The sequence below is a fragment of the Pseudarthrobacter albicanus genome, from assembly GCF_018224015.1.
Taxonomy (GTDB): Bacteria; Actinomycetota; Actinomycetes; order Actinomycetales; family Micrococcaceae; genus Arthrobacter; species Arthrobacter albicanus.
Genome location: NZ_JAGPOT010000021.1, coordinates 1 through 12,715 on the forward strand (window position 1 = coordinate 1; position 12,715 = coordinate 12,715).

At 66.1% G+C, this 12,715-nt stretch carries 10 protein-coding genes; 2 read left to right on the forward strand and 8 right to left on the reverse strand.

The window, feature by feature from the left end; genetic code table 11:
• Nucleotides 1-134: 134 nt before the first annotated feature.
• The 7 genes from nrdF to J9611_RS06490 form a co-directional block, all read right to left on the reverse strand.
• On the reverse strand, nucleotides 135-1,109 hold the full coding sequence (nrdF, locus tag J9611_RS06460) for a class 1b ribonucleoside-diphosphate reductase subunit beta (RefSeq protein ID WP_211878702.1): 975 nt from the start codon (nucleotides 1,107-1,109) through the stop codon (nucleotides 135-137).
• A gap of 601 nt (nucleotides 1,110-1,710) precedes the next feature.
• Nucleotides 1,711-3,831 (reverse strand): class 1b ribonucleoside-diphosphate reductase subunit alpha, encoded by a 2,121-nt coding sequence (gene nrdE / locus J9611_RS06465; protein WP_211878833.1) that lies wholly within the window; start codon nucleotides 3,829-3,831, stop codon nucleotides 1,711-1,713.
• A gap of 26 nt (nucleotides 3,832-3,857) precedes the next feature.
• Nucleotides 3,858-4,295, reverse strand: a complete 438-nt coding sequence (nrdI, locus tag J9611_RS06470; protein ID WP_372447767.1) for a class Ib ribonucleoside-diphosphate reductase assembly flavoprotein NrdI — start codon at nucleotides 4,293-4,295, stop codon at nucleotides 3,858-3,860.
• A 105-nt stretch (nucleotides 4,296-4,400) separates the two neighbouring features.
• Nucleotides 4,401-4,640: a glutaredoxin-like protein NrdH gene (nrdH, locus tag J9611_RS06475; RefSeq protein ID WP_136322470.1), complete on the reverse strand. Its 240-nt coding sequence runs from the start codon at nucleotides 4,638-4,640 to the stop codon at nucleotides 4,401-4,403.
• A 472-nt stretch (nucleotides 4,641-5,112) separates the two neighbouring features.
• Nucleotides 5,113-6,462 (reverse strand): class I SAM-dependent methyltransferase, encoded by a 1,350-nt coding sequence (locus J9611_RS06480; protein ID WP_211878706.1) that lies wholly within the window; start codon nucleotides 6,460-6,462, stop codon nucleotides 5,113-5,115.
• Entirely contained in the window at nucleotides 6,459-7,190 is a 732-nt protein-coding gene (locus tag J9611_RS06485; RefSeq protein ID WP_211878708.1) for a DUF1365 domain-containing protein, read from the reverse strand. The genes J9611_RS06480 and J9611_RS06485 overlap by 4 nt, the downstream gene beginning before the upstream one ends.
• Nucleotides 7,187-8,566: an NAD(P)/FAD-dependent oxidoreductase gene (locus J9611_RS06490; protein ID WP_211878710.1), complete on the reverse strand. Its 1,380-nt coding sequence runs from the start codon at nucleotides 8,564-8,566 to the stop codon at nucleotides 7,187-7,189. Before J9611_RS06490 ends, J9611_RS06485 begins: the two co-directional genes overlap by 4 nt.
• Before the next feature lie 160 nt (nucleotides 8,567-8,726).
• Between J9611_RS06490 and J9611_RS06495 the strand changes: the two genes are divergently transcribed.
• Together J9611_RS06495 and J9611_RS06500 are read left to right on the forward strand one after the other, a co-directional pair.
• Nucleotides 8,727-9,641: a LysR family transcriptional regulator gene (locus J9611_RS06495; RefSeq protein WP_211878712.1), complete on the forward strand. Its 915-nt coding sequence runs from the start codon at nucleotides 8,727-8,729 to the stop codon at nucleotides 9,639-9,641.
• A 95-nt stretch (nucleotides 9,642-9,736) separates the two neighbouring features.
• Entirely contained in the window at nucleotides 9,737-10,243 is a 507-nt protein-coding gene (locus J9611_RS06500) for a DUF2004 domain-containing protein (protein ID WP_211878714.1), read from the forward strand.
• 117 nt (nucleotides 10,244-10,360) lie between these two features.
• On the opposite strand, the gene metE is transcribed toward J9611_RS06500, so the two are convergent.
• A complete protein-coding gene (metE, locus tag J9611_RS06505) occupies nucleotides 10,361-12,709 on the reverse strand; it encodes a 5-methyltetrahydropteroyltriglutamate--homocysteine S-methyltransferase (protein ID WP_211878716.1) in 2,349 nt (782 codons plus the stop codon).
• Nucleotides 12,710-12,715 lie beyond the last annotated feature (6 nt).

Sequence of the window (12,715 nt, forward strand, 5' to 3'; positions counted from 1 at the left end):
CGACAGCACCTCCAACGCGGCACGCTGACCATCGGAGACCACCAAAGCAGGAGCTGGATTCGACATGCCCCCAGCTTAACGGAACACTCATAAACTATTTTGGAGACACACCACTAGGTTGACACCTCAGACGACTAAAAGTCCCAGTCGTCATCCTCAGTATTGACAGCCTTGCCAATCACGTAAGAGGACCCGGATCCCGAGAAGAAGTCATGGTTCTCGTCAGCATTGGGAGACAGCGCCGAGAGGATGGCCGGGCTCACGTCGGTGACGGAAGCCGGGAACATGGCCTCGTAGCCCAGGTTCATCAGGGCCTTGTTGGCGTTGTAGTGCAGGAACTTCTTGACGTCCTCGGCCAGGCCAACGGAGTCGTAGAGATCGTGCGTGTACTGGACCTCGTTCTCGTACAGCTCGAAGAGCAGTTCGAAGGTGTAGTCCTTGATCTCCTGCCGGCGCTCCTCGGAGACCTTCTCCAGGCCCTTCTGGAACTTGTAACCGATGTAGTAGCCGTGCACGGCCTCATCGCGGATGATCAGCCGGATCAGGTCGGCCGTGTTCGTCAGCTTGGCCCGTGAGGACCAGTACATCGGCAGGTAGAAGCCCGAGTAGAAAAGGAAGCTCTCCAGCAGCGTGGAGGCCACCTTGCGCTTCAGGGGATCGTCGCCCTGGTAGTAGTCCATGACGATCTGGGCCTTCTTCTGAAGGTTCTCGTTCTCGGTGGACCAGCGGAACGCCTCGTCGATCTCCTTGGTGGAGGCCAGCGTGGAGAAGATGGAGGAGTAGCTCTTGGCGTGCACGGACTCCATGAAGGCGATGTTCGTGTAGACAGCCTCTTCATGCGGGGTGATCGCGTCCGGAATCAACGAGACGGCGCCGACGGTGCCCTGGATGGTGTCCAGCAGGGTCAGGCCCGTGAACACGCGCATGGTGAGCTGCTGCTCGTCCGGGGTCAGCGTGGCCCACGACTGCACGTCGTTGGACAGCGGCACCTTCTCCGGCAGCCAGAAGTTGTTGACCAGGCGGTTCCAGACGTCAACGTCCTTCTCGTCCTGGATGCGGTTCCAGTTGATCGCCTCGACGTGGGTCAGTAGCTTAAGCTTCTCGGTCAATTTGCGTCCTCCGCATGATTGGTGTTCCACGGGCTGCCACCCGCCGTGCTAATTCAATTCCAAGTTGTCTGTGTGGGCCCCAGAACTGTCCAGCACCCACACAGACACTTTAGACTCCTAGACCCACTGCCGGACGGTCTGGCCCGGGTTCCGTGTGGCCGCATTGTCTGTCACGAACTGACCTGTGTCAGCCGAGCGGTTGACGAGTCTGGTGTTGGACGTTCCCGGTCCAACGAACTCAATCGTCGTAGTGCTGGGACGCCGTTGTGCGGTCGCCATAGGGATGAATTCCCCCGTCTTTGCGTCGCGCGCAATCTTCTGAGCCACTGGGGCTCCCTTCTGCCGAATGCTCGGCCGTTGATTCCTAGCTGACCGTTTGGCAGCTACCGAACCTCGCTTCGGGGAGTTGGACTTTCGTCCTGGCTCCCTGATACATTCGACATTCCAGGGATTCAATTTGGAACGTCTCGTAAGCGAGATTCTTGAGGAGTCATGTTGTCGCATGACTCCTCAGTCTTTTAAGTCTTAGGCGTACTGGCGCTCCCGCCGGCGGGCGGGCGCCCGCCGGCGTACCCAGCAAAAATCAATCTAAATCAGTTGATTAAAGCATACACGAAACACAATTTTCCACCTCCGTCCCTTCCAGCGCGAGCTGGCGGAGACGGATGTAGTAGATGGTCTTGATGCCCTTGCGCCAGGCGTAGATCTGGGCCTTGTTGATGTCGCGGGTGGTGGCGGTGTCCTTGAAGAACAGCGTCAGGGACAGGCCCTGATCCACGTGCTGCGTGGCCGCGGCGTAGGTGTCGATGACCTTCTCGTAGCCGATCTCGTACGCGTCCTGGTAGTACTCCAGGTTGTCGTTGGTCAGGTACGGCGCCGGGTAGTAGACGCGGCCGAGCTTGCCTTCCTTGCGGATCTCGATCTTGGACGCCACCGGGTGGATCGAGGAGGTGGAGTTGTTGATGTAGGAGATCGAGCCGGTCGGCGGCACGGCCTGCAGGTTCTGGTTGTAGATGCCGTGCTCCATGACGGAGGCCTTCAGCCCGCGCCAGTCATCCTGCGTGGGGATGTGGATGTTCTTGAACAGCTCGGCGACCTTCTCCGTCTCCGGCACCCATTCCTGCTCCGTGTACTTGTCGAAGAACTCCCCCGACGCGTACTGGGACTTCTCGAACCCGCCGAAGGTCTGGCCGGTCTGGATGGCCAGCTTGTTGGAGGCCCGAAGGGCGTGGAACACCACCGAGTAGAAGTAGATGTTGGTGAAGTCGATGCCCTCTTCGGAGCCGTAGTGGACCCGTTCCCGCGCCAGGTAGCCGTGCAGGTTCATCTGGCCCAGGCCGATCGCGTGGCTCTGGTCATTGCCGCGGGCGATCGAGGGCACCGAGGTGATGTCGGACATGTCCGACACCGCCGAGAGCGCGCGGATGGCGGTCTCGATGGTCAGCCCGAAGTCCGGCGAGTCCATGGCCTTGGCGATGTTCAGCGAGCCCAGGTTGCAGGAGATGTCCTTGCCGGTCTCGTCGTAGGACAGGTCCTCGTGGTACGTGGTGGGCTGCGAGACCTGGAGGATCTCGGAGCACAGGTTGGACATGATGATCTTGCCGTCGATCGGGTTGGCCCGGTTCACGGTGTCCTCGAACATGATGTACGGGTAGCCGGATTCGAACTGGATCTCGGCGAGGGTCTGGAAGAACTCGCGCGCCTTGATCTTGGTCTTCTTGATCCGGGAATCGTCCACCATCTCGTAGTACTTCTCGGTGACCGAGACGTCGGAGAACGGCATCCCGTAGACGCGTTCGACGTCGTACGGCGAGAACAGGTACATGTCCTCATCCTTCTTGGCCAGCTCGAAGGTGATGTCCGGGATCACGACGCCGAGCGAGAGGGTCTTGATGCGGATCTTCTCGTCCGCGTTCTCCCGCTTGGTGTCCAGGAACCGGTAGATGTCCGGGTGGTGGGCGTGCAGGTACACCGCACCGGCGCCCTGGCGGGCACCGAGCTGGTTGGCATAGGAGAAGCTGTCCTCGAGGAGCTTCATCACGGGGATGACGCCGGAGGATTGGTTCTCGATCTGCTTGATCGGCGCGCCGACCTCGCGGATGTTGGTCAGGGCAAAGGCCACGCCGCCGCCGCGCTTGGACAGCTGCAGGGCGGAGTTGATGGACCGGCCGATCGACTCCATGTTGTCTTCGATGCGGAGCAGGAAGCAGGAGACCAGCTCGCCGCGCTGCTTCTTGCCGGCGTTCAGGAACGTGGGGGTGGCCGGCTGGAAGCGGCCCTCGATGATCTCGTCCACCATCTGCAGGGCCAGCTGCTCGTCGCCGCGGGCCAGGTGCAGGGCCACCATGCAGACGCGGTCCTCGTAGCGCTCCAGGAACCGCTTGCCGTCGAACGTCTTGAGCGTGTAGGAGGTGTAGAACTTGAAGGCGCCCAGGAAGGTCTCGAAGCGGAACTTCTTCTTGTACGCGCGGCTGTAGAGCTCGCGGATGAAGTTCATCGTGTACTGGTCGAGGGTCTCGCGCTCGTAGTACTCGTTCTTGACGAGGTAGTCGAGCTTCTCCTCGAGGTCGTGGAAGAACACGGTGTTGTTGTTCACGTGCTGCAGGAAGTACTGGTGGGCAGCCTCGCGGTCGGCCTCGAACTGGATCTCGCCGTTCGGTCCGTACAGGTTCAGCATCGCGTTGAGCTCGTGGTAGCTCAGGCCGTGGTAGGCGGCCGGCATGGCCGGCTTCTGGCCCTCGGGCCTGGTTACTGCTGTGTCTGCGACAGTCGTGTCCAAAACTCTTCCAATCCTTGTTGAACCCGGCTGACGTCTTCCGGCGTCCCCATGAGCTCAAATCGATATAAGTGGGGAACCTTGCACTTGGCGGCGACGATGTCCCCGGCCATGCAGTAGTTGTCCCCGAAATTCGTGTTCCCCGCGCCGATCACTCCGCGGATCAGCTTCCTGTTCTGCGGGTTGTTCAGGAAGCGGATGACCTGCTTGGGAACGGATCCCTCTCCCCCGGTGCCGCCGTAGGTCGGAACCACCAGCACGAACGGTTCGGCCGCCACCAGCGGGTTGTCCCTCGGGTAGAGGGGGATCCGGGCGGCGTCGATGCCCAGCTTCGCGACGAAGCGCCGGGTGTTCTCCGAGGTGGAGGAAAAGTAGATGAGGTGGCTCCGTGTGATCCCGGGAGCCTCCATGCTGTCAGCTTCCCCGCTTACAGCCTTTGCAGCCACCCGAGCACCGGACATTGCCGTTGCAACCATAGGAGTCACCTCATCAGCGTTTCAGGCTACAGCAGCGTTTCACGCTACGGCGAATGCCTGCGCCAGTTCCTCGATCTTGTCCGGGCGGAAACCGGACCAGTGGTCCTGGTCCGTGACGACAACCGGGGCCTGCAGGTAGCCCAGGGACTTCAGGCGCTCGAGGGCGTCCGCGTCCTGGGAGATGTCGACGCTCTGGTAAGTGATGCCCTTCTTGTCCAGTGCGCGGTATGTTGCGTTGCACTGAACACAGGCCGGCTTTGTGTAAACCGTGACGGTCATGGTCCCTGTCCCCTTTGTTGAAGTCTCTGGTACTGCGTTTCGTGTACGGCGTCTGGTGCGTCGTTTACAGGTGCGGCGCCGGTGCTGCGGTGTCTGCGCTGCGGCCTCTCCGGCGGGCGTTTTCTGGCCCGTCCTGCCTTGCGCCGATGCTCTGCTCGAACTGTATGTCGATACTACATGTAGTGCAAGAGCCCCGCGTGGACCCCAAGATGATGTATTACAAGTATGTCATTTCACGCAGGTTTAATCCACAGGAGAGGGCCTTCAAAACGTCCGTGATCCCGCGGTTTTTGGGGACGGAATCCACAGGCTGTGGAGTACTTAGCCACAATTAATCCGCCCGCGTGTCGCCGCAGAGACGGCGTGTCGGGCCGTGAGGCAGGGCACCACATCGGGTGGCCGGACACACAGGTAAGGCGGACACCTGGGGGTGCCCGCCTTACCTTGGGCGACTCGTCTTGCAGCCGGATTCCTACGCCGCCCGGCCGTCCAGCACGATCTGCTGGACGTCGAGGTAGCCGGACTGGAAGCCGGCCCGGGAGTAGCAGAGGTAGAACAGCCACATGCGCTGGAAGATCCCGTCGAAGCCCTGGCCGCGGACCTCGTCCGCGCGGCCCATGAAGCGCTCCTCCCAGAGGCGGAGGGTCTGGGCGTAGTGCTCCCCCATGGCGAGTCGCTCCCGGACGCGGAGTCCGGTCTGCTGCGCGGTGATGTCCTCGATGGCGCGCACGGACGGGATGACCCCGCCCGGGAAGATGTACTTGTGCACCCAGGTGTAGCTGGACCGGGTGGCGAGCAGCCGGTCATGGCCCATCGTGATGGCCTGGATGGCCACCTTGCCGCCCGGGGCGAGGACACGCTCGATCGTCTGGAAGTACGTGGCCCAGTATTCGAAGCCGACGGCCTCGATCATCTCAACCGACACGACGGCGTCGTACTCGCCTTCGACGGCGCGGTAGTCCTTGAGCTCGATCGTGACGGCGGCGGCATAGCCGGCCTCCGCCACGCGCCGCCGGGCCAGTTCCTGCTGCTCGCTCGAAAGGGTGACGGAGTAGACGGTGGCGCCGCGGGCGGCGGCCCGGAGGGCGAGTTCGCCCCAGCCGGTGCCGATCTCCAGCACCCGGGTGCCCCGCCCGACGCCGGCCTTGTCCAGCAGCCTGTCGATCTTGGCCCGCTGGGCGCCGGCCAGGTCCGCCCAGCCGACGCTCCCCAGGGCATTGCCGGATTCCGGGAAGAGGGCGCTGGAGTAGGTCATGGTCTCGTCCAGGAAGGAGGCGAAAAGGTCGTTGGAGAGGTCGTAGTGCCTGGCGATGTTGGAGCGCGTGTTCTGTTCGGTGTTGCGTTCCTTACGCGGCTGGCGCGGCACGTAGAGGGCCCGCAGTTTCTGCATCCACTCCGGCACCAGGGTGCCGACGCTTCCCGCGAACACCTCCAGCACGGCCGTGAGGTCGGCCGCGTCCCAGTCGCCGGCCATGTAGGACTCGCCCAGGCCGATCAGCCCGCCGTCGCCAAGCCGAGCCGCGAACGCCTCCGGCCGGTTGACCGTCATGACCGGCACGGGATGTCCGGAAGACTTTCCCAGCACGGTCCCGTCCGGGTAGCGGACTTCCAGCGGGAGCCGGCGGACGGCGGCCTTGAAGACGGCGTCCGCGACGCGGCCGGCGACGGCGGCCTTCAGTCCCGAGGGCACCGCGGCGATGCCGGGCCAGGCCTCGGCGTCGACGTCGTTGGGCGGCTGCGGGACCGTGTAGGGCACCGCAGAGGGCGCCGCGGAGGGAAGGCACTGTGCTGCGGCCGGTCGGCCCGCATCGGTCATGGTCATTGGACTGCCTCCTGTGAGGGGTGGTGTGGTCGTTTGATGACGGGCAGGCCGCGTGCCCACAGCCTGATGCCCTGCCAGTGGATCTGGGCGACGACGCGCAGCGGTGCCAGCGGGACCGCGAGCGCGGCGGCGAGGATGTTCGGCACGGTCGCCTCGCGGCGTTCGCCGTCCATGGTGGCGATGAAGGGCTTCTGCCCGTCCCGCTCCAGGACGATCGAGACCGCGAGCCGTTCGCCGGGTTCCGGCAGTTTCATCCGGTACCGGCCCTCGACGTCGTTGAACGGCGAGACGTAGAACGCCTTGGCGACGCCGGCGCGGCCGGCGTCGTCCGTTTCGAGGAGGTAGCAGTGCCGTTCCCCGTAGGTGTTGTGGACCTCGGCGACGACGCAGCGCAGCTCCCCCGCGGCGTCGTGGCACCAGAACAGGGACAGCGGGTTGAACACCTGCCCGAACACGCGGGCGCTCGCGAGCATGGTGATCCGGCCGCCGTCGGGCGCTTTCCCCCGGGTGGCGAGGAAGCGTTCGACGTTGCCCCGCAGGGTGCCGGCCGGGTCGCCCAGGTGGTCCGCGGCGCTGAAGCCGGCGAGCGGCTTGAGGAAACGGGGCAGCGCCGGGAGCCGGTCGACGTCGACATACCAGCTGTAGCTGCGGTAGGTGAAGGCGTTGTGCAGCGGGGTGCGCCGCACGTGCGCGATGGAGGTGCGGTAGATGGCGGCGGTGGTGCTCATGTCGCCTCCGCGGAGACGGCCTCACGCACGACGGCGGCCCCGTCCCAGCTGCGCCCCAGCCGCGCCGCTGCCCTGACGCCGGAGAGGGCGCCGTCCTCGTGGAAGCCCCAGCCGTGGTACGCCCCGGCGAACGCCAGCCGGCTGTCCCCCAGTTCGAGAATCTGCTGCTGCGCCCTGACGGACTCCGGCGTGTACTGGGGGTGCTCGTAGACCATCCGCTCCAGCACGGCGCCGTCCCCGATCAGCCCGGCCTCGCCCAGGCTCACGATGTAGGGCCGGCCGTCGGCAGGGTTCAGCCGCTGCAGCCGGGTCAGGTCATAGCTGACCAGGACCTTGTCCGGCCGGGCGTCGCAGGACGGGAGGCGGTAGTTCCAGGCCGCCCTGGCGTTGCCGCTGGCCGGCAGCACCGAGTCGTCGCGGTGGAACACGGTGTGGTTGACCGAGTAGGGCATGTTCCCCAGGGCGTCCTTCTCGGCGGGCGAGGCGTCGGAAAGCAGGCGCAGCGCCTGCCCGGGATGGGTGGCGATCACGACGGCGTCGAAGGTCTCGGTGGTGAAGTTGCCGGCGGCGTGCCGGCTGGTCAGTTCGACGCCGTCCGCGGTGCGCCGCACGCCGGTGACGGGGCTGGCGAGGCGGATGTCCGGCAGCGTCGCGGCGAGCTTGTCCACGTAGCTGCGGGAGCCGCCGGTGACGGTCCGCCACTCCGGTGAGCCGGAGACCCCGAGCAGGCCGTGGTGGCCCAGGAAGGTGAAGAGGTAGCGGGCCGGGTAGGCCAGCGCGGTGGTGGGGTCGCAGGACCAGACGGCGCTCACGATCGGCGTCATGAAGTGTGAATTGAAGTAGCTGCTGAACTTCTCGCGGGCCAGGAAGTCCCCCAGCGTCAGCTCCGCTGCGTCGGTACCGGTCCCTGCTTCGGTGCCTGTCCCGCCGTCGGCGAGCAGGGCACGGGCCCGGCGGTAGAAGCGCGTCACCTCCAGCAGCATCAGCAGGTACCGGCCGCGCAGCAGGGTGGAGGGCCGCGGGATGATGCCGCGGCCCTTGGCCCGGGCGCCGGCGTATTCGAGGCCGCAGCCGTCGCAGCGGATGGACATGCTCATTTCGGAGGGCTGGGTTTCGACGCCCAGTTCGGCGAAGAGCCGCAGCAGCGTGGGGTAGGTCCGCTGGTTGTGCACGATGAAGCCGGTGTCCACGCCCAGGACCGAACCGTCCGCCTGCGGCACGTCGTGGGTGTGGGCATGGCCGCCCAGCCGGGAATCGGCCTCGAAGAGGGTCACCCGGTCTGCCCTGTTCAGCACATGGGCGGCGGTCAGGCCGGCCACGCCGCTGCCGATGACGGCCACCCGCCGGCCGTGGGGAATCCCTGCTGCTTGTTGCACTGTTCTGCTCCTGTTGGCTTGCCGGAATCGTCCTGGTGAAACATCTATGGGCAATTCGTGGCCGCGGGGCCGGCGGATGTGTGCCAGTTTCCGCGCGGGGGCAGGGTTCCGGGTTCTATGCCAGAATGAAGCGGGATTCCGGCACGGCGAAGGGCAGCCATTGATCAACCCCGTTCACCTGCGGACGCTCGTTGAGGTGACCCGGCTGGGTTCCTTCGCGGCGGCCGCGGGCCGGCTCGGCTACACGGCGTCGGCGGTCTCGCAGCAGATGTCGGCCCTGGAACGCGATACCGGGGTTGCCCTGTTCCTGCGCTCGGCCCGCAGCATCCAGCCCACGGACGCTGCCCTGGTCATGGCCCGGCACGCGGCGAAGGTCCTCACCGACATCGAGGCGCTCATGGCTGCGGCCGCGCGGACCCAGGACAGCGCCAGCCAGGAGCTGCGGCTGGGCATCTTCCCCAGCCTGGCGACCTACGTGCTGCCGCGGATCCTGCAGAACCCGGCCTGGAAGAACCTCGGGATCGACCTGCGGGTGTCCGTGGCGGAGCCCGCCCGGACCATCCAGGGGCTGCGGACCGACGGCGAACTCGATGTTGCCCTGGTCTACCAGGTGGGCCAGTCGGGCCTGGCCTGGCCGCACACCCTGAACCGCCAGTGGATCGGCGACGACAATTTCCGGGTGGTGCTGCCCGCGGCGTGGGGCATCGGCGCCGGGTCCAAGGTGGCCGCGGACCACCTGTCCGGGATGCCCTGGATTGTCCACCACCCGGGCACAAGCGACGCGACCGTGATCGAACGGCTCTTCGCCAGCTGCAACCTGCACCCGCGGGTGGTGGCCTACAGCGATGACTTCCATGCCAGCCTCGGGATGGCGGCGGCCGGGCTCGGTGCCGCCCTGGTCCCCGAGCTCGCCCTGCTGAACCGCCCGGCCGGGGTGGTGGTGCTGGATGTTCCGGAGATCCGGCTGGCCCGGAACGTCTTTGCCCTGCTGATCAACGAGAAGAAGACGGCCCGGGTCCAGCTGTTCGTGGAACTGCTGGCGGACACGCTGCAAAAGCTCGGCACCACCGGCTGAAACGGTACCATTTCCGTGCCGCCCGGCCGGGCCGCGACCGGACAAAAACCTTGGGAATGCTGGAACGGAGCGGTTTTCAGGACTATGTTGAAGTTATGAACAAGGTAGCGAGCCAGCACTTCGGCGAAGTCGAGCTCAACCACGGGAGAGAGCATAATTTCTCCGCCACGCATGAACTGGCGGGCCATCCTGTGGAGCTTGACCTGAATGTCAACGCCCATGACCGCTTCGACGAGGCGGCCCTGCACAAGGTTGACTACCGGCTGCGCTTCCTGCCCGAACTCGTGGACCAGGTCCGCGAGATGATCGCGGCGGAGCTGGAGGAAGAAGGCACCAGCCCGCAGGAGTACCGGCACTTCCACTGCAACGCCATCAACGCCGAGCACCTGAAGAAGGTCTTCGGCGTCGCGGACAAGAACCAGCTGACCAACGAGGTCTTCCTGAAGGCACTCAAACTGGGCCACGTGGGCATCTACCCCGGCCAGCCCGAGCGGTATTTCGTCCTGGACTTCACCCTCGGCGCGCATTTCACCGACGAGGTCCTGGTCGCCTCGGCGGATGAGGACGGCGTCGTGGACGACGAGATCCTCTGGGAGTCCTGAATCGATTAAGGGAGTACGACGGCGGCCGGTCACCTTGAGGGGTGACCGGCCGCCGTCGTGTTCGGTGGTTGAGCCTGTCGAAACCTGGATCTCGGCAGGCTCGATCACCGGTGTGGACTACTGCGCTGCTTCCAGCAGTCCGGCGCGGACCGTCCTGGCGGCCGTGACCAGGTTGCGCAGGGACTCTTCGGTCTCGGCGTAGCCGCGGGTCTTCAGGCCGCAGTCCGGGTTGACCCAGAGCTGGCGGGACGGGACGTGCTTGACGGCGGTGCTGAGCAGCTCCGTGACTTCCTGCTCGCCCGGGACGCGCGGCGAGTGGATGTCGTAGACGCCCGGGCCGACGCCGCGGCCGAAGCCGTGGTGCTCGAGGTCGTGGACAACCTCCATGCGGGAGCGGGCGGCCTCGATCGAGGTGACGTCGGCGTCGAGGCCGTCGATCGCGTCGATGATGGCGCCGAACTCGGAGTAGCACAGGTGGGTGTGGACCTGGGTGCTGTCCCCGGCGCCGGCGGTCGCGAGGCGGAAGGACTTCACTGACCAGTCCAGGTACGCGGCCTGGTCCGCCTTGCGCAGCGGCAGGAGCTCGCGCAGGGCGGGCTCGTCCACCTGGATGATCTTGATGCCGGCGGCTTCGAGGTCGGCGATCTCGTCGCGGAGGGCCAGGGCCACCTGGTTGGCGGTCTCGCCGAGGGGCTGGTCGTCGCGGACGAAGGACCAGGCCAGGATCGTGACCGGACCGGTGAGCATGCCCTTCATCGGCTTCTTGGTCAGGGACTGGGCGTACTCCGCCCACTGAACCGTGATGGGGGCGCTGCGGGTGACGTCGCCCCACAGGATGGACGGGCGGGTGCAGCGTGAGCCGTAGGACTGGACCCAGCCGTGCACGGTGACGTCGAAGCCTTCGAGGTTCTCGGCGAAGTACTGGACCATGTCGTTGCGCTCGGGCTCGCCGTGGACCAGGACGTCGAAGCCGAGCTCTTCCTGCAGCTCAACGACGCGCTTGATCTCATCCTTCATGAGCTGCTCGTACTGCTCCGTGGTCAGCTCGCCCTTGTTGGCGCGGGCCCGGGCGGTGCGGATTTCACCGGTCTGCGGGAACGATCCGATGGTGGTGGTCGGCAGCGGCGGCAGGTGCAGGGCCTCGGTCTGCGCGGCTTCGCGGACGCCGTAGGCGGAGCGGTTGAAGTCGGCGCCGGTCAGCGCGGCGGTGCGGGCCCGGACCCCTGCACGGCGGACGCCCTCGGCGGCGGCGCGGTCGGCGATGATGCGGGTGGCCTCGTCGATGGCCGGCTGGACGTCCTGTGCCTGGACGCCGGTGGCCGGGTCGGTGAGCAGGCCGGCCAGGGTGACCACCTCCGCCGTCTTCTGGTCGGCGAAGGCCAGCCAGCTGCGCAGCTGGGCGGAGAGCCGGACTTCCTCGTCGACGTCGTGCGGGACGTGCTGGGTGGAGGTGGAGGTGCTGATGGCCAGCGTGGCCACGCTCTTCTGCAGCTCGGCGATCTTGTCCGCCGAGGCGGCAAGGTCGTTGCGCCAGATGTTGTGGCCGTCCACGACGCCGGCGACGAGGGTCTTGTTGCCCAGCGCGGCGAGGGCGGCGGCGGAGGGGACGGCGCCCTTGAAGACGTCCAGGTGCAGGGCGTCGATGTTCGTGGCGGCGAGCGTGCCGAGCTGGCCGTTGAGCGCGCCGTACGGGGTGGAGACGAAAAGCTGCGGGCGCTGGGCCGTGGCGGCCAGGGCCTCGTAGGAGCGGGCGACGGCGGCCTGGATTTCCACGGCCGGGGTGTCCTGGTCCACCACGAGGGCGGGCTCGTCGAGCTGGACCCAGCTGGCGCCGGCGGCGGCAAGCTTCTCCAGCAGTGCGGTGTACACGGGGAGGATGTCCTCGAGGCGGGACAGCGGGCTGAAGCCGGCCGGGGCGTCGTCGGAGGCCTTGCTCAGCAGCAGGAACGTGACCGGGCCGACAATGTACGGGCGGGTTTCGACACCGTTGGCGAGGGCGTATTCGAATTCCTCGACGATGCGGTTGGAGGTCAGCGCGAAGCTGGTTTCGGGGCCGATTTCCGGCACGAGGTAGTGGTAGTTGGTGTCGAACCACTTGGTCATTTCCAGCGGCTGCTGGTCCTTGGTGCCGCGGGCCAGGGTGAAGTAGCCGTCGATGTCCAGCTGGCCTTCGGCGTTGAGGAGGTTGCCGAACCGGGCCGGCACGGCGCCGAGGTGGGCGGCGGCGTCGAGCACCTGGTCGTAGTAGGAGAAGGTGCCGGGGACCGCTGCGGCCTCGGTCAGGCCCAGTCCCTGGAGGCGCCGGGCGGTGCCGAGCTGGATCTCCTTGGCGGCGGCGTCGAGCGCGGCGGCGTCGATCCTGCCGGCCCAGTAGGCCTCCACGGCCTTCTTGAGTTCGCGGCGGCGGCCGATGCGCGGGTAGCCCAGGATCGAGGCGGACGGGAAGGGGGTGTTCTTGTCAGTCATGGGAAG